Source organism: Frankia nepalensis, from assembly GCF_016786325.1.
GTDB lineage: Bacteria > Actinomycetota > Actinomycetes > Frankiales > Frankiaceae > Pseudofrankia > Pseudofrankia nepalensis.
In genome coordinates this window covers 38,359-59,381 of record NZ_JADWYU010000130.1, presented here as the reverse complement: position 1 = coordinate 59,381, position 21,023 = coordinate 38,359, and the positions used below count along the sequence as shown (strand labels likewise).

Below are 21,023 nucleotides of genomic sequence, written 5' to 3'. Positions count from 1 at the left end.
CGCGCCATCCATATGATCGTTACTTCCGCCGCCGCCTCGCGGGTCCCTCGCGCGCCGGATTCCGGGGGATCCCGAGGGCTTCGGCCAAAGCAGCGACCTTGGCCTCACGAAAGGTACGAGAGACGGCGGCGGAGGTCTCGAGGGTGTCGAAACCGTGATAAGCGCCGGGTACCTCGTGGAGGAAGCAGGACACCCCACTGGCCGTGAGCCGCGCGGCGTAGTGGACGTCTTCGTCGTGAAAGAGGTCGTGGGTGCCGACGCCGATCCAGGCCGGCGGAAGACCGGTCAGATCATCAGCACGGGCCGGCGCGGCGAGCGCCGGCACCTCCACTCCAACTCGGCCACCGAGGTAGGCATTCCAGCCGAATCGATTGCTGCTGTGGCTCCAAATACGCAGGCGCCGCGCATCGATATCGGACCGGTCGCTGGTGCGGTCGTCCAGCATGGGATAGACCAGAAGTTGAAAGGCGGGTTGGATCTCACCTTCCTGCTTCGCGAGAAGGGCGAGCGCGGCGGCTAGGCCACCTCCGGCACTCGCACCGCCGATCGCGATACGGCTGGCGTCGACGTCGGGCTGGGTCGCCAGCCAACGCAATCCGCTGTAGCAGTCATGCAGCGGAACCGGGTATGGATACTCAGGGGCGAGGCGGTAGTCGACGGAAGCAACGATGATGCCAAGCTCGCCGGCCAACCAGCGGCAGAAGCGGTCGTCAATCGCCGCGGTCCCCATAACCATTCCGCCGCCGTGGATCCACAGCAGCGCCGGCCCACCCGGGTGGGGTGACTCGGGCCGAAAGACGCGGACGGAAACCTCCGTTCCGATCTTCTCGACAACGGCCCAAGAATTCGTGCTCAGGGCGGTGAACCGGATCAGCGCCCGCACCACGCCAAGGCTGCGCGGTCCCACTATGGCGCGCGGCAGGAAGCGAGCGGCACGCAGGTCGGGGTGGAAAGTCGGCGACTGCATGTTGTCCTCCACTGACTCAGGTCGGCGCATGGTGAGAGCGTCGGTGACGCCGTCATCAACGACGAGGTGGTGCCGCGGTAGAAAGAGACGGCGGCGCTGACGAGAGGCCCTGGCGGCGACGCGATCGCTGTGCATCGAACTGACCACGCCGAATGGATTCACCGCGGCCCGCGCCAGCTCGTCCATCTCGCTCGCGAGCGCGTCGAGGCCCATCAGCCGGCGATGGCGCGGGGCCTGTGCCACAGTTCGGGCCTGGCGCGTCCCGATTGAGTGATGTTGCCGCCAACCCCAGCGCCTGGTCGGCACAGGGGCGGCGGTGAGGTGACTCGCCATCCGACAGATGAGCGCCGGCGCGCCCGGCTCGATGATCGGGCTACCTTGTCGCGTACCGGCTCCCACCAGGCAGGCCGGGCGCGAGAATCACAGCCGCCCTAGCCCGCACCTACGCGCGGGCCGGCCGTACAGCCGGCACGCGCTTATCGCGGCGATACCGAAAGGCGCTTTCGCGCTTCCTCCTGTCGCTCCCTACGAGGGAAGACCGGTCCGAGCTCGGGACTGTCTGTGACCCCGAGGTCAGCGAGACCCATCGGCACCATCCTCTGGATACCGTGAGCCATGTCGATGGCACGGAGATCGTCCCAGTGCCCCGCGTCGAAAAGCATGGACCCAATGAGTTGGATCACGCATATCTTGAATACTTGCATCGCCCGGTACCACGGCCGGTGCCGCACGCGAATTCCGGTGCATTCTTCGTACAGCGCGACGAACTCTTCCACCGTGAGCGACGACCGCTTGCTGGTTATACCAACCGGCATGGCCCAGAGGATCTCCAGGTAGCCGATGTCGGCCAACGGGTCACCAACGTCGGCGAGCTCCCAGTCGAAGACCGCCGACACTTCATCGTCCAGGAATGCAAAGTTCCCCGGCTTCGGGTCACCATGCACCAACGCTATCCGCTCGCAGGGTTCCGGTTGTTGGAGGCGCAGCTGCTCCAGCATTCGTTCCATGGCGGGCAGAGGACCGCGCTGCACGCGGCGCATCTCACCGGCCCATCGTTCAAGCTCCCGGTCGAGAAAGGTGTGCCCCTCTCCAAGCCTGGACAGTCCCGTCGCCTCAAGGTCCACGAGATGGACGGCCGCGAGCTGAGTGACCATACTGCCACACATCCGGCGGAGGAGTTCTTCGTCGCTCTCAGGCGGCGTGTGCCGTTCATAGACTTCACCGGCGACGCGTTCCATGACGAAGAACGGCCTGCCGAGCACCTCGCCGGAAGGTTCGATCCACAGAGACCGGGGCGAGCGCACCGCGGTCGACTCAAGGGCCTTTAGAATATCGAACTGACGTCGCATGTCATAGGGCTCGAGCAGCCCGGGTTCCGACGGCCGCAATCGGACGACGACATCCTGGCTGTGTTCGCGGCCGCCACGGCGGGACACGAGAGTCAGCGCGACCATCTCCGCCGAATGACCGAAATCAAGGTCCTCCGGTTCTTCGAGCCGCACCTCGTCGACGTTTCCCATCTGGCGGATCAACCACTCCGCCAGCCGATCGTACTGTAAGTTGCTTTTCATTCGCCCGCAATCTCCAAAGAAATGACACCGCTCGCCCGAGGTCACATATAGGAAACCCGATGGTCCGAGGCCGCCGTGAGTCCGAGCTCGGGCCATTCACCCGACATCATACTTTCCATGATTCCGTATCCGACCGCGTCACCCTCTCGTACTCGAATAGGAGTGTCCCGCAATTGGCCAAGGAGCCGAAGATGCTTCTCATCCCAGCAGTCGGGGATGTACTCGCCATCCACATGAAGCGGACCCATCCACGCTCCGTGCTTGTGACCCGCCCAGTCACCGTACCCTGCCGTCTTGAGGAAGAATCCCGACTCTCCCAGAGCCTCTACTGTGATGATCCGTCGCTCACCAGATTCCATCGTCACTATGAGCTCGCCACCGCGGACGAATCTTGTCCGAGGGTCGTACTCGATCCGTGGCTCCACGGCGCGGATCGCCTCCTGATGCCCGGACGAGTCATTCAGGTAGGCAGAGGTCGAGGTCCACGGGCCGCCCTCGATCACATGTAGGGCCGTCTCGTAGTACGTCTCGTCCGGTCGCTGGAAGAAGGCTGGTGACCACTTGAACCCACCTCGCTTGCCGTCTGCCGTCACGAGCGGCTTCGGCCTCAGGTCGGTCGGCGGGGCACCGACCGCCTGCCGTACACCCCAGGAGTGGTCACGGAAGCCGAACCACTCCTGAGGTCGCACCTCATGTGTGACGCCTTCAACGGTGATCGTTCCCGACAGCCAGCCGCCCTGGTGGTATCGAATCACGTCGACCTCGACCCGACCGTTTCGCGGATTCCGTACCAGGTTTCGATCTTCGAAGAACGGCGGCGTCACCCCCGAGAGCACAACGTCGAACGAGATCGGCTGGACGTCGTTCGGCAGCAGCCGAAAACGTACCTTCCTCAGCGGGTCGAGAATCTCGTACTCCAAAGGGCCGACATCCGTCGCCTCCGGCGCCGAGCCGAGTTCCCGGCTCGCCCGGACCGTCCACTGCTCGCGGCCGCGCGAGACCCCGCCGAAGCCGTCGACTATGCCCCGGTTGTGATAACGGCCGAGTCCGAAGTCGATTTGCAGCGTGCCGTCGGTCCGCGCGAGGGATCCCCAGATCTTCTCCGTCCAGGAAAGATCGCTTTGACTCACGGTCGCGAAGGTGTCGACGATCTGGTGGTTGAGTTGTTCGTCCGCGCCTTGCAGGCTTCCGATTCCATTGATCATGATTTTCTTCTCTCTGACATTCGGAACAGGTTCTCGTGGTCCTCTCGTCGGGCCACGAACACACCGAGCCGAAGCTCCGCTCGACCTCCCCCGCGGGCGGGCTTCTTCCCTGCCGCGGCGTCGACGGCCGGTCGCATCGCTAGGAAAAATCCATAAGACCAATATCGTGGGCAGGACGTACGCCTCCTCGGCGACCAGCGCCCGCGCACGGCCTTTCCCGGCTCCCCGTGCCGCGCCCAGCACCTGCCGGCCCGCCGTGCGGCCCGATCCCGATGACCCGTTCCTTCTATGAAGGGGAATGGAGTTGGTTGTTGACGGCGGCGAGTGCTTCCAGCTGCTCTATGTAATGGTCCCGAGAGCGGTGGACGAGCCTCGCGGAAGCGATGGTCGCTCCCGCGGCCGCGAGAGCGGCTAGTCCTTCGCCGGCCGCGTCCGGTTCCTGGATCGGGTTCAACGGGAGTTCCGGGCCGAGCACGATCTCGAAACCTGGTGGGACCTCCTCCTGTTTGATCCATTCGTTTGCCTGAGCGGGGGTGACACCGAAGGGGCACCACCCGTCCGCGAGGCTGAGCGCGCGTCGCAGCGATCGCACGGTCCGCCCGCCGACCCAAAGGGGCAGCCGGTCCTGCATCGCGCAGGGATCCACCACGAGATCGCCGAAGCTGTAATGGTCGCCCTTGTAGGAGGGGGTGGACCGCGAGAGCGATGCCCGCAGCGCCCGTAGCGCGTCGTCCGCGCGGAGTCCACGATCGTCGAAAGGCGCGCCGAGCAAGTCGAACTCCTCGCGCAGGGTACCTACACCGAGACCGAGGATTACCCGTCCACCGCTGATCACATCGAGGGTGCCGTAGCGTTTGGCGATCTCCAGTGGGTGGTGGTAGCCGAGGACCAGCACGTTGGTGGCCAGCCGAATCCGCTCCGTGCGGGACGCGAGGAAGCCGAAGGTCGCCAGCGGGTCAAAGTAGCGGGCGCCGCGGCGCGCCGCCTCGCGGGCGGGGACTCCGACATGCTCGCTGCAGGTGAGGTGGTGGTAGCCCAGCCGGTCGGCCGCCTGGGCTATCCGGGCTACGTCCTCGATCGTGGCGGTCTCTTCCCAAGGGGCATGGACACTGGGAAGCAGCGTGACGACCGGGGTGGGAACCGCCAGCCGCATGATTGGCACCTCCTTCATCTGGGCATCACGCCGCCGGCATCGACGATGATCGACTGCCCGGTGGTGGTCCGGCTTGCTCCAGTGACGAGGAAGGGCGCGGCGCTGGCGACGTCGTCGGTCGTATCGATGTCGCGCGGCGCGGTTCCGGACAGCGGCCCCGCGCGGTGCGCGTCCTGGTCGACGTCCTGCTCGGATGCCGTGCGTCGCGCCAGTTCTGCCACAGATCGGTACCGGTGCTGCCGGGCACAGGACAGTCGCGCCAAGTCCCGATCTCGCCGGCCTCGTCGGCGACCGACTGAGCCAGGGCGCGGACCGCGGCCGTCGCGTGAACGAGCTCGGGTAGCTGGTGTCGCCTGGGCAGGTGATCGGGCAGGTGCCAGCGCAGGTAAGCGCAGGTAGCCGCCGTCGTCGCTCGCGGGCGCCGGCCCGGCCGCGCCGAAGAGCGCCGACGTCACTCTGATCATCAATACCTGGCCTCCTTGGTGCGCTCACGCGCTCGTACCAGCGCATCATGGCCGAGGATCGGACGTTTCGGCAAGAACGTCCGATCCTCGGGTACGCTGCGGCCCGCGGGACCAGGCGCGCCGCCGTCGCGATGAACATCAAGAGTGACGTCCTGTTCGCCTGGGCCCGCGGCTTGGTGTCGCGACGGACTCGCTGGTGATCCGAAGCAGTCCTCGGGCTGCTGCCGGGCAATGGCTCGGATCTGGATGGTGGCCAGGCGCCGCCGTAGGAGGAGGTGCTGCCGCTGGGAACCAACGCGGAGCTGGCCGGGTGGGAGGCGCGGCTACGCCGAGTCGAGGACGAGGCAGCGATCAGACGGCTGATCCTGTCCTACGGCCCAGCGGCCGACGCGGGCCTGGCCGACCTCGCCGCATCAACCTGGACGCACGACGGCGTCTACGACTGGGACGCAAACGGCACACCACACGACAGCCGCGCCGCCATGCTGCGCACCGACGGACACCAGAACCTCATCCAGACCGGCGCCGCCCACATCGCGGGACCACCACTGATCAACATCGACGGCGACACGGCCACCGCCATCACCTACTCACTGATCATGCGCCGCGATTAGAGACTGAAGCCGTCACTCGGCCGAAGGCATAAACGAGAGGCAGATCCAGTGACCCTGACGGGCGACAGCGATGTCTATTACGACCCGTTCGACTTCGAGATTGACAACGACCCCTATCCGGTCTGGCGGCGAATGCGTGACGAGAAGCCGCTCTACTACAACGAGCGGTACGACTTCTTTGCGCTGAGCCGCTACGAGGACGTTTCCCCCGCCCTGACCGACTGGCAGACCTACCGCTCCGGGAAAGGATCTGTCCTCGAGATCATAAAGGCAAACATCGAGATCCCGCCCGGCGTCATCCTCTTCGAGGACCCGCCCCGCCACGACATCCACCGATCCCTACTCGCGCGGGTGTTCACGCCAAAGAAGATGATGGCATTGGAGCCCAAGGTCCGCGAGTTCACGACTAGGTGTCTGGACCCGCTCGTCGAGGGCGGCGAGTTCGACTTCGTCCGCCATCTCGGCGCGCAGATGCCTATGCGCACGATCGGATTCCTTCTCGGTATCCCCGAAAGTGACCAGGAAGCGATCAGGGACCGGCTCGACGAAAGTATGAAACTCGAGGACTCGAAAGACCGGGACATCTACGAGGATGGACTCCTGGATGGCTCGATCTTCGCCGACTACATCGACTGGCGGACCAAACACCCGTCCGACGATCTCATGACCGAGCTGCTCACCGCCGAGTTCCAGGACGAGACCGGGACAGTCCGCCGGCTCACCCACGAGGAGATCCTCACCTATGTGATGCTGCTCGCGGGCGCCGGAAACGAGACGACGACGCGCCTCATCGGATGGACAGGCAAGCTGCTCGCCGAGCACCCGGACCAGCGCCGCCAACTGGCGGCCGACCGGTCGCTGATCCCGAACGCCATCGAGGAGATCCTGCGGTACGAGGCGCCCTCCCCGATCCAGGCACGCTATGTAGCGCGGGACGTCGAGCTCTACGGACAGATGGTCCCAGAGGGCAGCGTCATGACCCTGCTCAACGCGTCAGCCAATCGCGACGATCGGCACTTTGCCAGCGGGGAAACCTTCGACATCCGCAGGAAGATCGACCGTCACCTGACCTTCGGGTACGGGATTCACTTCTGCCTCGGGGCCGCGCTCGCCCGGCTGGAGGGACGCGTGGCCCTCGACGAGGTCCTCAAGCGGTGGACCGACTGGGAGATCGACTGGGCGAACGCCAAGATGGCCCACACGTCGACCACCCGCGGCTGGGAACGGTTGCCAACGCGTGTGAGCTGACAATCACCTTCGGGTCCACCCCTGTGGCTGGCCCTGGACCCGCCAGCCCGGGAACCCCACCATCGCGGGGAAGCGTGCCGCGACGTGCCAGCGCGAACGGCGTCTTACTGCCGCGGCGAACATTCCGGTGGCGCCGTGGGCAACGGATCGCGCTACGGCGGGGAGCACGCCGGCGCGCGCCCCTGCTCGAGCCGGGTCAGGTAGTCGGCCGAGATCCCGGCGAGCGCGGCGAGTTCCTCGCCGCGTAGCTCGGTCGCCCGGCGGCGCCGGCCAACCGGCACTCCGGCCGGCACTCCGGCGGTCTCGGGCGCCACCCGGTCGCGCCACCGGCGCACACGTCGGGCGTGGGCCCGTAGGATCGGGAGCCGTGTCGCCCGATAACGCGAGGTCGCCTGGTGTGGGTCCGGAGGGCCGGGTGCGCTGGGGCAGCGAGACGGCGCTCGTGGACGACGACGAGGCGAGGCGGCGCCTGGTGGCCGCGGCGAGTCGGTGTCTGGTTACTCGGGGGACGACGCGGCTGACGGTCGAGGATGTCGCCCAGGAAGCCGCGGTAGTGCGGTCGACGGTCTATCGGTATTTCAGGTCTCGCGACGAGCTGATCCTCGGGGTGGTCCTGAGCCGAATCGACATCGGGATGCGGCGGCTTCTCGGGATGCTCGAGCACCCCGACGACGCGGCTCGGTCCGTGGTCGACCTGATCGTCTACTCGGTTGGTTTCGTTACTGGTGATCCGCTCAATGAGGCGCTGTTCGCGAAGGACAGCCGGGGGTTGGTCACTTCGCTGGAGTTGCGGTCCGAGGCCGTCGTGGACGCTTTTCACCGGCACCTCGGCCCGCTGCTGGCGCAGTGGCGGGCCGAGGGCCAGCTCCGCGAGGATCTTGACCTTCGTGAGATAAGCCGGTGGATGAACACCGTGGGACTGCTGCTGCTGGGACCGCCGTGGACGGAGCGCTCGGAACAGGAAAAGCGGGAATTCGTCGAATGTTACATCCTACCCGGTCTCCTTCCGCGCGCCACGGGCGGGTGAAACGCGCCAGTCCTTCGTGCCAGTCGTGGACGCCTGGCCGGCCAACTGCTCCACTGATACCGCTGACGCATGGATCAGTTTCCAGAAAACGAACAGACGTGCCCGAGCGGCAGCATGGCTGGGAGGGGACCGAAGGGCGGGGAACTTCGCCTTCAGGTCAGCAATACAGGTGTCGTGCCCGTTGAGGACTCCGGACCGTCAGCCCGGGATCGGGGAGCTTCCGAGGACCTGGAAATCCGCTGGTTGGCCAGAGCTGTCGAGGATCGCCGCAAGCCCGCCCCGCACGCACACCGCGGGTGTTTCCGGGTACGCCTTGCCGTTGCAGCGAAATGTGAGCCCGCCAGCGCCTGGCAGCTCCTTCTCCGGCATCGCCTTGATCACGGCGGTGGCCGTCGTCGGTGTGATGTCACCGGTGATGCCGTCGAGTGCCGCCGCAAGGCCGGCGAACGTGACGAACATGCCCCGGCCGATGGCCGAGGTCGGGGCGATCCCGTTCCCGTAGGTCTTGAGGACCGCGTTGTAGAAGACGTTGGAGGGGTCGTCCCCGCCGACCGGGGCCGAAGCGGCGACGTGCATTCCTTCCAGGACGTTGGCCGGCACGGCCGTGCGAGTCGCGTCGGTGATGCACTGCGAGATGGCGCTGATCTCGCCTTCGTGGCCGACCGCCCGCAGGCCGTTGAACGCGCTGATGCAGAACGCGTCGTTGCCAATGACGAACACGACTCCGGGCTCGCCGCCCGCCACGCTCGCCAACTGCGCCGTCATGTCGGCGGTACCTGGCGGGATCCAGAGGACCTGGTAGTCGAGGCCCGCCGCCCGCATCAGCCCCGGCGCGACCTCGTCGAGGGTGTGGCGCAGGGCCGGCACGTCGATGGCCACCGTGGTGACCTTCCCGAGGTCGTTCTCCTTCGCGATGGCAATAGGCAGCTGCTGAATCCCGAAGGTGGGATCGCTGACCACGAAGGTCGTCGGGTCGGTCAGGGCCGCCGGGCTGGTCAGGCCGTAGAACATCACGGGTATGTCCGCGTCGGCCAACGGCTGCCAGACCGCGTCGCCCACCGCCGACTCGCCGACCGCGACCGCGACGACGCCCTTCTCGATCATCTGGTTGCCGCAGTCGGTGCCCCGGGCCGGGTCTCCCTGGGTCTCGCACGTCACCAGTTCGACGGGACGACCGCCGATGCCGCCCTGGTGCTCGTTGAGGTACCTGGCGGTGGCATCGGCGACGTCGAACTGGATCGAATTGTCGATGGCCGCGGCCTTGCCGTCCGAGACAATCCCGATCTTGACGGGAGCGCCGACCGCCCGGTCGATCGGCCCAAGCTCGGTGGCCGCCGCGGACGGGTCCAGCGCGGGGGTGGCCCCGTCGTCGTCCGTGCCACACGCGGCGGCGAACAGGAGAAGGGCTATCGGCGCCGCTAACAGCATGCTCACCGAACGTAGCGGGTAGCGTCTGGCCGCGGCGCGGCGCTGGCGAACTGCCTTGTCTTCCATTGGTGTCTCCAACTTCGTAGTGATTTCCGTTCAGACGTCGGCCATCGACGCCGCGTCAGGCGGGGATCGTCGACGTGGTTCGTGGCCGCGAGCAGCGCCCCGTCGGGACCGTTTCCTTCGACCGTCTGGTCTGTCGAAGGACGGACGAGCGGAGCAGGACTGGTCCGCGGTCCCCGTCTGCTGCCGCCGGAGCCGCGGCGACCTCGAGGGTCGTCGTCCGCGGATGCCGGCCGTGTTCGTGCTCGCCGATCGGCATCTGGCCGGTCAGCTCGGCCACGCCTCCCACTGGATCATGGATCGCAGCGGACCCGCGAACAGCGGCCGTACGTCCCGCGAGGCCCACCGCTGCTCGATGCTCGGAGCGAGTCGCTTGGCGGTCGTGAGTGGGTCATCGTCGAGGTAGACGACGGTGATGTGCTGCGGCGGCCCCTGGCAGGCGGGGTGTAGCCGCCAGAAGTCGGTCGAGCCGTATTGCCAGGCGCCGGCTACCCCCGGCGTCTGGAGGAGTGCCGGGTAGTGCTGGGCGTGCAGCCACTGAAGCCAACTGGAGACGTCGTCCGAGGCGGGCTCCTCGATGATCAGGAACACGCCTCGGTGCGGCCGGAAGGGCACGACCTCGGCAGAGATCAGCGCGCGCGGGGCTGCATGCCAGTGGTGCAGGGCGAGCAGCCGCAGTTGGAGCGAGGGGCGGCGTTCGGGGAAGCGTCCTGCCTCGGCGAGGCGCAGGCCGAGTTCCATGAAGTCGTCGTGGGTCTTTTGGACGGGGTCCCCGACGAGGTAGTTGACGACGTTGCCGATGTCGGCGAGGGGACCGTCGCCGGCGATGCGCGCCTGCTGGCAGTCGCCGTCGGCGATCCATCGTGTGGCGTGGACGAGTCCTGGGAGCTGGTACTGCTCGGGCATGTGGTCGAGCAGGTGCCAGCGCAGGTAGCCGCCGTCGTCCCCGACGGGCGCAGGTCCTGTCGCGCTGAAGAACGCTGCCTTCACTCTGATCATCAAGGTCCTCCGACCCGTCGGCGTCGCTCGAGCGGCCCGCGCCGCGCCTGGGCATCATGAGGGAGGATCGGACGTTCTCGCAAGAACGTCCGATCCTCGGGTACGCTCCGCTCGCGGGTCGGGAGGGTGGCTCACGGCCACGACCGCGACTCTGCCTTGATATCGACCTCGATATTGAGGCTCGTCACGTGGTCGTGGGCGCTCCGTCGCGCGGCGCGTGAGGGCCGGCCCGCGGTCCGCGAGAACGGAGACGCCGGCACGCGTGGCAGCTGACGCCGCGCGGGATCAGGAGGTGCTCATGGGTGCTGTCGGAGAGCTGGCCGGGTGGGAGGCGCGGCTACGCCGAGTCGAGGACGAGGCAGCGATCAGACGGCTGATCCTGTCCTACGGCCCAGCGGCCGACGCGGGCCTGGCCGACCTCGCCGCATCAACCTGGACGCACGACGGCGTCTACGACTGGGACGCAAACGGCACACCACACGACAGCCGCGCCGCCATGCTGCGCACCGACGGACACCAGAACCTCATCCAGACCGGCGCCGCCCACATCGCGGGACCACCACTGATCAACATCGACGGCGACACGGCCACCGCCATCACCTACTCACTGATCATGCGCCGCGATCGCGCGGACGGGCGGTACTACCTGTGGCGGGTCAGCGCCGCCCGCTGGGAGCTGATTCTCGACGACGGCGCCTGGGCGGTACGGCGCCGGACAAATCGGCTGCTGGACGACACCGGAGCCGGCCGGAGCCTGCTGCGCGCCACCATGCAGGAACTGTCCACGGCGGTCAGCCGATGACCGCGGGACGCCTGGCCGGCAAAGTCGCGATCATCACCGGTGCCAGCACCGGCCTTGGACCGGTCATGGCGAAACTCTTCGCCCAGCAGGGAGCGAAGGTCCTGCTCGCCGCCCGCCGAGAGGACCTGGTGCGCGAGGCCGCGGCGGCCTGCGGCCCGAACGCGGTCGCGATGCGCGCGGACGTGACCGACGAGGACCAGGTGGCCGCGATGGTGGCCCGCGCCGTGGGCGAGTTCGGGCAGGTCGACATCATGTGCAACAACGCCGCCGCCCCCGGCAAGGACACCTGGATCTGGGAACAGACCCTGGACAACTGGGACCGCACTATCGGCATCGACGTCACCGCGGCGATGCTGTGCACCCGCGAGGTCCTCAACCAGTCGATGCTGGAACGTCGAACTGGCGTCATCCTGAACTTCTCCTCGACAGCCAGCTTCCGGGGGATGCCCCGCAAGACCCACTACGTGACCGCGAAGGCGGCGCTGCGAGCCTTCACTCAGTCAGTCGCCAACGAAGTCGGTCAGTTCGGAATCCGCTGTAACTGCCTCGTCCCCGGCAGCATCGACACCGACCTCTGGCAGAACTGGGTCCGGCGCACCGCCTCCGAACAGGGCATCGGCTATGAGAAGCACCGCGCGTCACTGCTGTCCGGGACCGCGCTGCGTGACATCTCCACGACCGACGACCTCGCCAACGCCGCGCTGTTCCTCGCCAGCGACGAGAGCCGCACCATCACCGGCCAGTCGATCATCGTGGACGCCGGCGGCGTGATGCTCGGATGACCGCGGCGCCAGCGAGGGGGCTGTCTGTGACGACACCGTCGTCGCGCTGCTTCCCGGCGTGCGCGCCCGCTGGGCGCAGACCGCCCCGGCCCTCGCCCACGTCCAGGGGGGCGTCTTGCTGCTCGCGGGCTCGCCAGGCAGAAGTAGCCCGAACACCTCGACGAGCTGAACGCCCTTGCGCGCACTCCCTCCGGGAAGGCCCAGAAATTTCAAGCTGCGCGCCATGGCCCGCGTCGGAGAGCTGGAGGAACCATGATCGAGATTCCTAGCCGCCCCGACGAGATCACGGCCGAGTGGTTGACCGGGGCCCTGTCGTCGTCGCTGCCCGACAGCCGCGTCTCCCGCCTCGAGGTGCTTCGAGAGGACTCCGGCACCACAGGCCGGTTGCGACTAGGCCTGACCTACGAGGCGGGCTCGGACGGCCCGGCCTCGGTCTTCGTCAAGCTGGCACCGTTCGACGAAGCCCAACGCAGGCTCGTCGCCGCCACCGAGATGGGCCGCCGCGAGGCGCGCTTTTACGCAAGTCTCGGCCGCGAGGCACCACTGCGCATCCCTCATGCCTACTATGCCGCCGTCGGGGACGACTCCAGCCAGTACGTGATGGTGCTGGAAGATCTCGCGGCCAGCGGATGCACCTTCCGTACCCGGCTCGAACCACATCCCGACGAACTCGCTGGCCAGCTCATCGAATCTTTGGCCCGGCTCCACGCCCACTTCTGGGAGGACCCCCGCTTCGACGACGAGCTCTCCTGGGTGCCGACGGCGATGCGCGGGCCGTTCGGTGCCCAGCTCGTGGCGAGCGCGCGCGAACAGTACTCGGACGATTTCCCACCGGTATTCGACGCGCTGTGCGAGGTCTTCATCGACAACCACGAGCGCATCTCCGCGATACTCGATGACGGCGAGCGAACGCTGATCCACGGCGATACCCATCTCGGCAACCGCTTCGTCGACGGTCAGAGGGTAGGCCTGTACGACTGGGCAGTGAGCAGCCAGTCCCCCGGCGTCCGTGACGTCGCCATCTACCTCGGCAACTCGTGCACTCCCGAGCAGCGTCAGGACAACGAAGAGGCGTGGCTGCGCAACTACCACCGCGTCCTCGTCGAATCCGGGGCAACCGCTCCTGCCTTCGACGTCTTGTGGGACCGCTATCGACGATCGGTGATCTACTCCTGGGTCGCGGCAACCACCGCGGTGGCGATGGGTAGCAAGTGGCAGCCCATCGAGGTCGGGATGCTTGGGACGGCGCGGGCGACACAGGCCTGCGCGGACTTGGAGACCGTAGAAGCACTGCGAGCGGCGCTCTGAACGCCGTGGTCGAAGATCGCCGTGGACCGGAGGCAACAGATCATGCCCGCCATCGAGGTAGTACGACCGTGGTGTGACGGGCCGCCACCACCTGGGCCGACGCCCTTCGCGCCCAAGCCCACGCGATCCTCACGGCCGGGATTGTGGGTCAGGTCGTCACGCGGCGCTGATCGGGCGGTACTCGGGCTGCCACATCGCGTCCTGGACCTGGCGTGCCGTGTCCGTCAGGGTGGCCCGGGCGAGGCCCTCTGCGGCGGCGCGGTCCGCGACCGCGACCGCGACCGTGGCGGACACCGAGCGCAGGGTGTCCACCTCGGGCAGCAGGGAGGCGCCCGGTGCGCGCACGTCCGCCAGGCTGGCGACGGCGTCGGCGGCCGCGGCGAGCATCCCGTCGCTGATCGTCTTCGCGCGGGCGACCGTGGCGCCGAGACCGAGCCCGGGGTAGAGCAGGGCGTTGTTGGCCTGGCCGATGCTGTACGTGACGCCGTCGTAGGTCACCGCCGGAACCGGTATCCCGGTGCAGATCAGTCCCCGGCCGGCTGTCCACGGGATCAGCTGGCTCGGCATTGCCTCGATGCGTTCGGTCGGGTTGGACAGCGGGAGGATGATCGGCCGGTCGACGTGCCTTGCCATCTCCCTGACGATCTCCTCGGTGAAGGCGCCGTGGACGGTGGAGGTGCCGATCAGAATGGTCGGGTGGACCTGGGCGACGACCTCGGCCAGGCCGATCCGGCCCTCCCGTCGCCAGCCGGTGACCTCGCGCGCTGGCCGGGCATAGGGGACCTGGAAGTCGCGCAGATCGGTCATGTCGTCCGTGAGCAGCCCTTGCTGGTCGATGCACCAGACCTGGCGGGTGGCGGCGTCCCGCTCCGCGCCGTCCCGGACGATCGCGTCGCGGAGCTGGTCGGCGATCCCCACTCCGGCGGTGCCGGCGCCGAAGACGACGATCCGCTGGTCTCGCGGCCGGGTCCCGGCAACGCGTAGCCCGCCCAGGACCGCGCCGAGCGTGATGGCGCCGGTGCCCTGCATGTCGTCGTTGAACGTGCACACCCGGTTCCGGTACTTCTCCAGGATCCGCCGGCCGTTGCTCGGGCCGAAGTCCTCCCAGTGCAACATCGCGTTCGGGAAGAGTGTGCTGGCGGCGTTGACGTATGCCTCGATGAACTCGTCGTAGCGTGGCCCGCGGACCCGTCGATGCCGGTTACCGACATAGGCCGGGTCGGACAGCAGGTCTTCGTTGTCGGTGCCCACGTCCAGTCCCACGGGTATCGCCCGGCCCGGGTCGATGCCGGCGGCGGCCGTGTAGACGGCGAGCTTGCCCACGGCGATATCGATGCCGCCGACACCCCAGTCGCCGATCCCGAGAATCTCCTCGGCGTCGGACGCGACGATCAGATCCACGTCAGCGGCGCCAAGCCCCAGGTCGGCGAGCGAGGCCGCCACCCGATCCGGCCGGTCGATCGACAGGTAGACGCCGCGCGGACGCCGATATTCGTGGCTGTACCGGCGGATCGCCTCCCCCACTGTCGGGTCGTACACGACCGGCAGCATCTCCCGCAGATGCTCACCGAGCAGCCGGTAGAACAGCACCTCGTCGTTGTCCTGCAACATGGCGAGGAAAACGTTCTTGAGCAGGTCCGTTGGCTGCTCGTGGTACTGCTCGTACGCGCGGGCCAGCTGCTCGTCCAGGCTCAGCACGGCTGATGGCAGCAACCCTTCCAACCCGAGCGCTCTGCGCTCTCCAGGACTGAACGCCATCCCCTTGTTCAGTAGCGGCGTGTCGAGCACCTCCGCCCCGCGGGCGGTGGTGACAAGACCTCCATCGCCGGACCAGAACCCTCGCCGCGCCCCCGCCACAACCATGAGATCATCCTCCCTGGCAGAGCGCCCCATTCCCGCGCAAAGCCAATCAAGCCAGGTCGAGCAGCCTCGCGCACCGTCCCTGGCGCCGCGGACCGGCGCACCGCCCCTGGGCGCACGAGAAGTCTTACCTCCGCCGCACCCGCCCACACCTGCGCCGCCGAAGCGGCGGAATGCGCACATTTCCACTTCTCAGTGAGAATCAGAGGCTTCGGATTATTGTGCGTGCGCGGCGGTCAGCCTGCGCCCGCGGGTGGCCTGCGGCTATCTCGTGGTTCGGCCGGGCGACGACGGTGTTGTGCGATGTCCGCTGTATGCCCCTGCCCCGGGTAAACGATCGGCGGGGCGGTTCTCGCCGTGTCGCGCGCCGCCAGGTCCGTTTCCGCGTATGTGGGCATCGCCGCAGGTCAGCGTGTTGGCCGACTTGAGCATGCGGTGAATCGTCGCAAGGTCACGGGAGCGTGCGCGGAAGACAGGGCTAGTACTACGATCATGCGCATCGCGTGGCGGCCCGTTTGGGGGGATTCGGGATGGCGCATGCTGGCCGTCGTCGGCACGGGACCACGACCGCCTCATGATCGAGGAAAGGGAACGGATCATGGCGGCGCTGCCGGGCTACGAGCCGGGTGCCCGGTTGGGGCGAGGGGTGTTCGGGCACAGTGCCAGCCAAGCCAGCGGACAGCGGACAGCGGTGCATTCGTGCGGACTATTGGCCGCCCGATCAGGTCCGCTGCCTCCCGATCGTCGGAGCGCGCCCCACCGTCGACCTCTGCGACAGCCTCGCCGCGGCCTTCTGGGCTGCCCCGCGAGTCCAGAGACTCTCGATTCGCCGGGGCAGCTCGGCCTCGAGGATCCGGCCAGCGGTCAGCAAGTCGGCCGACACCGCGACAGAACGGAGCAAACGCGGACCGATCCCCGACGGCCTGATCAACGACTACGAGCCAGCCGCATAAAACACCAGGTCAGGCCAGTGGCCCAGTTCTAGCACCCCCAAGCAAGGAGACGGGTGTGACCGACACCGACCATCCGCAGGTCACCCTGTGGCACGCTGGCCGGCCGATTCAGGTCGACGAGGGCATTGCCGAGCTGATCGCTGCGCTGTGGGCTGCTGGCGTTGACACCCGGTACTCCTGCCAGGGAGGTCTCCCGCCCGACCTCGGTGATCCACTCGCCTATGTCGCCTTCACCGAGGAGGCTCTCGCCCGATTCGACGCACTGGTGCCCGACCAGCCCACCCACTGGGAACGCGAGACCGCCACGATCTCCCGCTTCATCGCGGTCCGGTTCCCACCGTCAGACATCCCCTGGCTGATCGCCGCGCTACGAGACGCGCCCCCGCCGGAATCACGTCCTCCTGACTATTAAAGTCGTCGCGGGCAAAGCGAAACCGCGGGGCGAGGCGCCGGATCGAGTTCCGGCACGCCAGAGAACGAGGGCCCGCTGGTCCAGGGCATCGGTCATCGGCCGAATCGGCGTTCCGGAACCATAGCGTCGGCCACCGGCGCTATCAGGGCCTTGACCATTCGCTTTCGCTGGTCAAAACGGACATCCGTCTCGTTGCGCTCCCACAGCTCTGTTCAGTAGAAACGCCGGGTTGATCAGCTCATCGCCGTGATCAGGTCGAGGCCGTCCAGGAGGTGAGCAGGCGCACCATGTGGGCCTGTACCTTGTCGTCGGGTTCGCGGTGGCGGGCGGCGGTGACGGCTTCGACGATCGTGCTGGTCACGAGGTCGGGAGGCCAGGTTTCCAGTGCTTTCAGGGCCATGTTGCGGCAGCGGATGGTCGGGGCGGCGAGGGCGACGCGGATGAGCGGCCAGCCTTTGCCGGGGTGTTCGTCGAGCCGGCTGACGACAATGTCGAGGGTGTGGAGTGGCTCTCCCAGGCCGAAGCCGAGCTCGAGCGTCGGCGTCCCCACGAGATCGTCGAGTGGCAGCAGTTCGGCCGCGAGGGCCAGGTCGTGGTCGATGCCGAGGGTGGGATCGGCGCTGTCGTAGTCGAGCAGCATCATCCACAGATAGCCGTCGTTCGGCGCGGTCCGCAGCCGGGTGTGGATTCGCCGGCGGACGGGGATGCCGAGTTCGATCGCGGGCCAGAGCGCGGCGGAGAACCGGCCGAGGTCGGCGTCGTCCAGTGCCCGCTCGACGGTCCCTTTCCAGTCCGGCTGCTCGGCGAGGTAGCGGCAGCGGCGCCAGAGCCGGTCGCGGTCGGCGTCGGTCCAGGTCCATGTGAGCAGGTCCGTCCACGCGGCGATGCCGGAGGCGAGGAGCTCGGCGAGGCGCAGGGCCACGGTCACCCGGGCGACCGTCGGCGGCCGGGTGGAAACCAGGGTGAGATACCGGTCGATCACCTCCGGAGCGTCCGGATAGTCCGTCATGTTCCCGGCAGGCCCCTCGAGGTCGGCCAGGGTTGCCAGGATGCCGCCAGCGCTGTCGAGTAGCGGCTCGTCGACGGGCTCGGTGCTCAGCGCGCCGCGCAGGTCACCGGTGGTCGCCGCGAGCAGGGCGAGATAGTCGTCGAGAACCGTGTTGCGGTAGCCGCCGCGCAGCAGCCAGTCCTTGATCTGGGGATCGGTCGTGTCGGCGAGCCGGTGGACCACGTGGATTCGGCCCCAGCCGTCGACGCGCTGGGCCAGCAGGAACAGCGCCTGTTCGCGGTCTGGCTGGCTGCGTGCCAGTGCTACCGCGGCATACAGGGTCAGCGTGTCGAGGGCGCCCAGCAGGACGATCAGGTCACGGTCACGCTCGTCCCCAGCATGGCCCAGCAGAACGAGCCCGAGCGCCACCGCTCCGCGGTTCGAACCGTTCTCGGCGAGCCACCGCCCGACCGCGCGGACCCGGTCAGCGGGCACGTCGCCCGCCACCAGTACACGGACCAGTTCGTCGGCGATCCCGAGCGGATCGCGGGCCGCGGCGTCGTCGTGCAGGCGTTCGAGCCCCGCGAGCATGGCCTCGGGATCGGCTGGCTTGCTGGCCAGCGCCTCGACCTGGTGGGCGAGGAGAACGGCGTCGGGGTCGGCGGTCTCGTCGGCGACGTGGAACGTACGGATACCGTCGGATACCGCGTCCGACATCAGCTGTCGCCCGCTACCCCGAAGCTCGTCAGGAAGCGGCTCGCCGCCGTCAGGCCAGGGCCCAGGCCCGTGGAGCGCGGCAAGAGCCAGCGCATGCGCGAAGTAGGTGAGGCCTCGAGTATCGGCCGCGGCCGAAAGCCGGCACTGCTCGGCCGTCATGCGACCCGGAAAGAATCGCCCATCATGGGGAAGATCGCCATGCCCGCATGATAGCTACCTGCTATGGGGTGCGAGAAGTCGTGTGGCGTGCCAGAGCTCTACCCGGGGCCTTGACCTGCGGTTTCGCTGCTCGGTCAGACCGCGCGGCAGTACTCGCTGATCACGCTGCCCAGCGTCTCGCGGCGGCGGATCGGGCCGTCGGGAACTGATGGGAGTGCGGGCCCTATCGCGACCGGCAGCTCCCATTGGTTCCGAGGTCCGGCGTTGGCCGGCCACGTGGGGCGACGGAAAATCGCTGGTGGCTGGCCGGTCCTGGGATCGGTCCCTGGGCTGTGGTGCCAGACGAGAAGGTATTCGGCACCATGACTTCTGGGATCATGGTCAAACGCCCCACAGGTCATGACCAGCCGCTCGTCGGGGCCGCCCCGCTCACCGGTCACGAGGTTCCCTCCAAGGCTCGCGGACGCCCCTCCCAGCCCAACCCGCGGGGAGATGCGTTCGTCGTCTTCGTCGTCTTCGGCTCAGCTGGTGGTCGGCACGGGTTCCGCTTCGGTGACCGTGGTCGCGATCTTCCAGTCCCGGCCTCGACGCCACGGACCGGTGCGCTTCAAGCCGATCTCGGTAAGCAACCTGTCGGCAGCCCGTTCGAGTTCCCCGAGGTCGGCCTCGTGATCAGCCCGGCCGCGTCGGGTGACGCCGGTGTCGCCGATGCACTCGCCCTCGTCATGGCGACGGCGGCTGACGTGGACTTCGCCGGTGTCGTAGTCGGCCTGGGCGCGCAGGTCCATTTCTGTCAACGGGTCCCTTTCCCTGGGAGGCACCGGCCCGTCCGGCTCCTGCCCCGCATCGTCAGCCGTGGTTGAGCTGGCGGACAAGGGTCCGTAGCCAAGGTTCGGACAGCGTTGATTCACCAGCGATCGCCCGGGCGAGGGCGTGGCGACCGGCACGACTTCGCCCGTGAGCGACGAGCGCAACCGCCTCGGCGAGCGCCACCCGGGTGCGTTCGTCGCGGCCAGGCCCGTCGGCCTCGGCCCGCCACCGCTCCGGGCGGAACGTCCGCGTCAGCTTCGTCTGACTGTTCCCGAAATACGACCAGACTCCCCGGCTCAACGACACGTTCACCACCGCCGAGGCCGGCAGCTGCCCCGTCCACGGCGCGTGCTGCTGCCAACGCCAGGTGTTCGGGCTCGTCTTCGTCCGCATCGTCACCCCGACGAACCGCAGCTTGCGCCGGACCACCGCCCACGAACCCCGCTCCTCGTCGACCCAGTCACGCACCAGCTCGAAGACGTCGGTGAACGTCGATCCCTCCCAGACCACGTCCACGAAGGTGACGGGCCGGCTCCGCCGGGCCAGCGAATCCGGTGTCACCCCGAGCGCGGCCAGGAAATCCCGGGCCCGGGCGATGTCGCCGTCCGTCAGCACACGCTTCACCCATCCGCGATCGGTCCAGGAGGTTCGCGCGAACGACAACGGCAACCGGTCCAGCCGCTGCCGGTCTGGCAAGCCTGCGAACGCCCCGCCGAGAAAGTCGAACATCGAGTCCAGCGACCGGCCGACGAACACCAGATCCCCGCCGCCGCTACGCGCGACCACCTTCCCCGCGCACTCGACCAGCGCGTCGAGGAACCACAGATCCGGCTCCGCGACCCCGTCCAGCAACGAACCCAGCTCATCCGGCGTCACCAGGTCCCACCGGAACGGCCCCGTCACCTCGCTCGAAAGATCCACGCCACCGACTCTGCCATCCATGGGCCCAGCAGAACGATGCTCGCTCCACGACCTGGTCAACAGCAGGCCACCGGGGGCTACGGGCATTGGGCCGAAGGGCCAAGACGCCGGCACCCGGGTCCAGCGGCAACCAGCGATGGTGCCGGACCGGAACGACGCGGCGTCCTGTTCCTCGCCTCAGCGCACAAGAGCCCAATTACCCGGAAAACAGACGCGCAAGCAGGCGGAGTGGCAAGCTGCGGCCACGTCCCGTCAAGTCGGCTAGTAATGCTCTGGCGCGGATCGTATCCGGGTGGTCCTCGCCGAGGATCCGCCGCCGCCGGGCAAGCACATCCTCTCCCAGGACGCGGGCAGCCGCATAGTCCCCCAGGTCCCGCAGAGTGATCGCGAGGTTGCCCGCAGCCATGAGCGTGGCCGGATGGTCCTCACCGAGGATCCGCCGCCGCCGGGCAAACACGTCCTCCTTCAGGGCGCGGGCAGCCGCATGATCCCCCAGATCCCGCAGGGTGATCGCGAGGTTGCCCGCAGCCATGATCGTATCCGGGTGGTCCTCACCGAGGATCCGCCGCCGC

19 protein-coding genes and 1 pseudogene are annotated in these 21,023 nt (G+C 67.8%); 7 read left to right on the top strand and 13 right to left on the bottom strand.

What is annotated here, in order from left to right; all coding sequences use genetic code 11:
* Positions 1-19 precede the first annotated feature (19 nt).
* The 5 genes from I6A81_RS17560 to I6A81_RS17540 form a co-directional block, all read right to left on the bottom strand.
* Entirely contained in the window at positions 20-967 is a 948-nt protein-coding gene (locus tag I6A81_RS17560; protein WP_238438544.1) for an alpha/beta hydrolase, read from the bottom strand.
* A 476-nt stretch (positions 968-1,443) separates the two neighbouring features.
* On the bottom strand, positions 1,444-2,538 hold the full coding sequence (locus tag I6A81_RS17555; protein ID WP_202999856.1) for a phosphotransferase family protein: 1,095 nt from the start codon (positions 2,536-2,538) through the stop codon (positions 1,444-1,446).
* A gap of 41 nt (positions 2,539-2,579) precedes the next feature.
* Positions 2,580-3,743, bottom strand: a complete 1,164-nt coding sequence (locus I6A81_RS17550) for a hypothetical protein (protein WP_202999854.1) — start codon at positions 3,741-3,743, stop codon at positions 2,580-2,582.
* Positions 3,744-4,029: 286 nt separating this feature from the next.
* Entirely contained in the window at positions 4,030-4,896 is an 867-nt protein-coding gene (locus tag I6A81_RS17545; RefSeq protein WP_238428231.1) for a TIGR03619 family F420-dependent LLM class oxidoreductase, read from the bottom strand.
* Positions 4,897-4,910: 14 nt separating this feature from the next.
* Positions 4,911-5,117 (bottom strand): hypothetical protein, encoded by a 207-nt coding sequence (locus I6A81_RS17540; RefSeq protein WP_202999850.1) that lies wholly within the window; start codon positions 5,115-5,117, stop codon positions 4,911-4,913.
* Positions 5,118-5,635: 518 nt separating this feature from the next.
* Between I6A81_RS17540 and I6A81_RS17535 the strand changes: the two genes are divergently transcribed.
* A complete protein-coding gene (locus I6A81_RS17535; RefSeq protein WP_307874725.1) occupies positions 5,636-5,974 on the top strand; it encodes a nuclear transport factor 2 family protein in 339 nt (112 codons plus the stop codon).
* Between the two features lie 48 nt (positions 5,975-6,022).
* Positions 6,023-7,222 (top strand): cytochrome P450, encoded by a 1,200-nt coding sequence (locus I6A81_RS17530; RefSeq protein ID WP_202999848.1) that lies wholly within the window; start codon positions 6,023-6,025, stop codon positions 7,220-7,222.
* A gap of 161 nt (positions 7,223-7,383) precedes the next feature.
* Here the strand turns inward: I6A81_RS17530 and I6A81_RS17525 are convergent.
* A pseudogene (locus tag I6A81_RS17525) lies at positions 7,384-7,581 on the bottom strand (transcriptional regulator); the annotation flags it as partial.
* 56 nt (positions 7,582-7,637) lie between these two features.
* Here I6A81_RS17525 and I6A81_RS17520 point away from each other — a divergent pair.
* Positions 7,638-8,249 carry a TetR/AcrR family transcriptional regulator gene (locus tag I6A81_RS17520; protein ID WP_307874724.1) on the top strand — a complete coding sequence of 204 codons (612 nt, stop codon included), beginning with the start codon at positions 7,638-7,640 and terminating at the stop codon, positions 8,247-8,249.
* A gap of 198 nt (positions 8,250-8,447) precedes the next feature.
* Here the strand turns inward: I6A81_RS17520 and I6A81_RS17515 are convergent, their stop codons facing one another.
* Positions 8,448-9,677: an ABC transporter substrate-binding protein gene (locus tag I6A81_RS17515; RefSeq protein WP_238428249.1), complete on the bottom strand. Its 1,230-nt coding sequence runs from the start codon at positions 9,675-9,677 to the stop codon at positions 8,448-8,450.
* A 330-nt stretch (positions 9,678-10,007) separates the two neighbouring features.
* Complete coding sequence (locus tag I6A81_RS17510; protein ID WP_202999842.1) at positions 10,008-10,739, bottom strand: hypothetical protein; 732 nt, start codon at positions 10,737-10,739, stop codon at positions 10,008-10,010.
* A 298-nt stretch (positions 10,740-11,037) separates the two neighbouring features.
* Here I6A81_RS17510 and I6A81_RS17505 point away from each other — a divergent pair, with 298 nt between their 5' ends.
* The 3 genes from I6A81_RS17505 (at position 11,038) to I6A81_RS17495 (ending at position 13,631) form a co-directional block, all read left to right on the top strand.
* A complete protein-coding gene (locus tag I6A81_RS17505) occupies positions 11,038-11,541 on the top strand; it encodes a nuclear transport factor 2 family protein (RefSeq protein ID WP_202999840.1) in 504 nt (167 codons plus the stop codon).
* Complete coding sequence (locus tag I6A81_RS17500) at positions 11,538-12,323, top strand: SDR family NAD(P)-dependent oxidoreductase (RefSeq protein WP_202999838.1); 786 nt, start codon at positions 11,538-11,540, stop codon at positions 12,321-12,323. Before I6A81_RS17505 ends, I6A81_RS17500 begins: the two co-directional genes overlap by 4 nt.
* Before the next feature lie 252 nt (positions 12,324-12,575).
* Positions 12,576-13,631: a phosphotransferase gene (locus I6A81_RS17495; RefSeq protein WP_202999836.1), complete on the top strand. Its 1,056-nt coding sequence runs from the start codon at positions 12,576-12,578 to the stop codon at positions 13,629-13,631.
* A 156-nt stretch (positions 13,632-13,787) separates the two neighbouring features.
* On the opposite strand, the gene I6A81_RS17490 is transcribed toward I6A81_RS17495, so the two are convergent.
* The gene (locus I6A81_RS17490) at positions 13,788-15,494 is read right to left on the bottom strand and encodes an NAD-dependent malic enzyme (RefSeq protein WP_202999834.1); all 1,707 of its coding nucleotides are present in this window, start codon (positions 15,492-15,494) and stop codon (positions 13,788-13,790) included.
* A 1,005-nt stretch (positions 15,495-16,499) separates the two neighbouring features.
* Here I6A81_RS17490 and I6A81_RS17485 point away from each other — a divergent pair.
* On the top strand, positions 16,500-16,856 hold the full coding sequence (locus I6A81_RS17485) for a 2Fe-2S iron-sulfur cluster-binding family protein (protein ID WP_202999832.1): 357 nt from the start codon (positions 16,500-16,502) through the stop codon (positions 16,854-16,856).
* Positions 16,857-17,106: 250 nt separating this feature from the next.
* Here the strand turns inward: I6A81_RS17485 and I6A81_RS17480 are convergent, their stop codons facing one another.
* The 4 genes from I6A81_RS17480 to I6A81_RS17465 all read right to left on the bottom strand — a co-directional run.
* Positions 17,107-18,561, bottom strand: coding sequence for a hypothetical protein (locus I6A81_RS17480; protein WP_202999829.1), 1,455 nt, complete (start codon positions 18,559-18,561; stop codon positions 17,107-17,109).
* Positions 18,562-19,241: 680 nt separating this feature from the next.
* Complete coding sequence (locus tag I6A81_RS17475) at positions 19,242-19,508, bottom strand: hypothetical protein (RefSeq protein WP_202999827.1); 267 nt, start codon at positions 19,506-19,508, stop codon at positions 19,242-19,244.
* A gap of 61 nt (positions 19,509-19,569) precedes the next feature.
* The gene (locus I6A81_RS17470) at positions 19,570-20,451 is read right to left on the bottom strand and encodes a hypothetical protein (RefSeq protein ID WP_202999825.1); all 882 of its coding nucleotides are present in this window, start codon (positions 20,449-20,451) and stop codon (positions 19,570-19,572) included.
* A gap of 196 nt (positions 20,452-20,647) precedes the next feature.
* Positions 20,648-21,023 (bottom strand): tetratricopeptide repeat protein (locus I6A81_RS17465; protein ID WP_202999823.1); only part of this gene is annotated, 376 nt, incomplete at its 5' end.

Bases quoted from the DNA above. Each gene is read 5' to 3' on its own strand.
- I6A81_RS17560 (WP_238438544.1), bottom strand. From the start codon at position 967: ATGCAGTCGCCGACTTTCCACCCCGACCTGCGTGCCGCTCGCTTCCTG.
- I6A81_RS17545 (WP_238428231.1), bottom strand. From the start codon at position 4,896: ATGCGGCTGGCGGTTCCCACCCCGGTCGTCACGCTGCTTCCCAGTGTC.
- I6A81_RS17495 (WP_202999836.1), top strand. From the start codon at position 12,576: ATGATCGAGATTCCTAGCCGCCCCGACGAGATCACGGCCGAGTGGTTG.
- I6A81_RS17480 (WP_202999829.1), bottom strand. From the start codon at position 18,561: ATGTCGGACGCGGTATCCGACGGTATCCGTACGTTCCACGTCGCCGAC.
- I6A81_RS17505 (WP_202999840.1), top strand. From the start codon at position 11,038: ATGGGTGCTGTCGGAGAGCTGGCCGGGTGGGAGGCGCGGCTACGCCGA.
- I6A81_RS17490 (WP_202999834.1), bottom strand. From the start codon at position 15,494: ATGGTTGTGGCGGGGGCGCGGCGAGGGTTCTGGTCCGGCGATGGAGGT.
- I6A81_RS17500 (WP_202999838.1), top strand. From the start codon at position 11,538: ATGACCGCGGGACGCCTGGCCGGCAAAGTCGCGATCATCACCGGTGCC.
- I6A81_RS17515 (WP_238428249.1), bottom strand. From the start codon at position 9,677: ATGCTGTTAGCGGCGCCGATAGCCCTTCTCCTGTTCGCCGCCGCGTGT.
- I6A81_RS17555 (WP_202999856.1), bottom strand. From the start codon at position 2,538: ATGAAAAGCAACTTACAGTACGATCGGCTGGCGGAGTGGTTGATCCGC.
- I6A81_RS17550 (WP_202999854.1), bottom strand. From the start codon at position 3,743: ATGATCAATGGAATCGGAAGCCTGCAAGGCGCGGACGAACAACTCAAC.
- I6A81_RS17510 (WP_202999842.1), bottom strand. From the start codon at position 10,739: ATGATCAGAGTGAAGGCAGCGTTCTTCAGCGCGACAGGACCTGCGCCC.
- I6A81_RS17475 (WP_202999827.1), bottom strand. From the start codon at position 19,508: ATGGACCTGCGCGCCCAGGCCGACTACGACACCGGCGAAGTCCACGTC.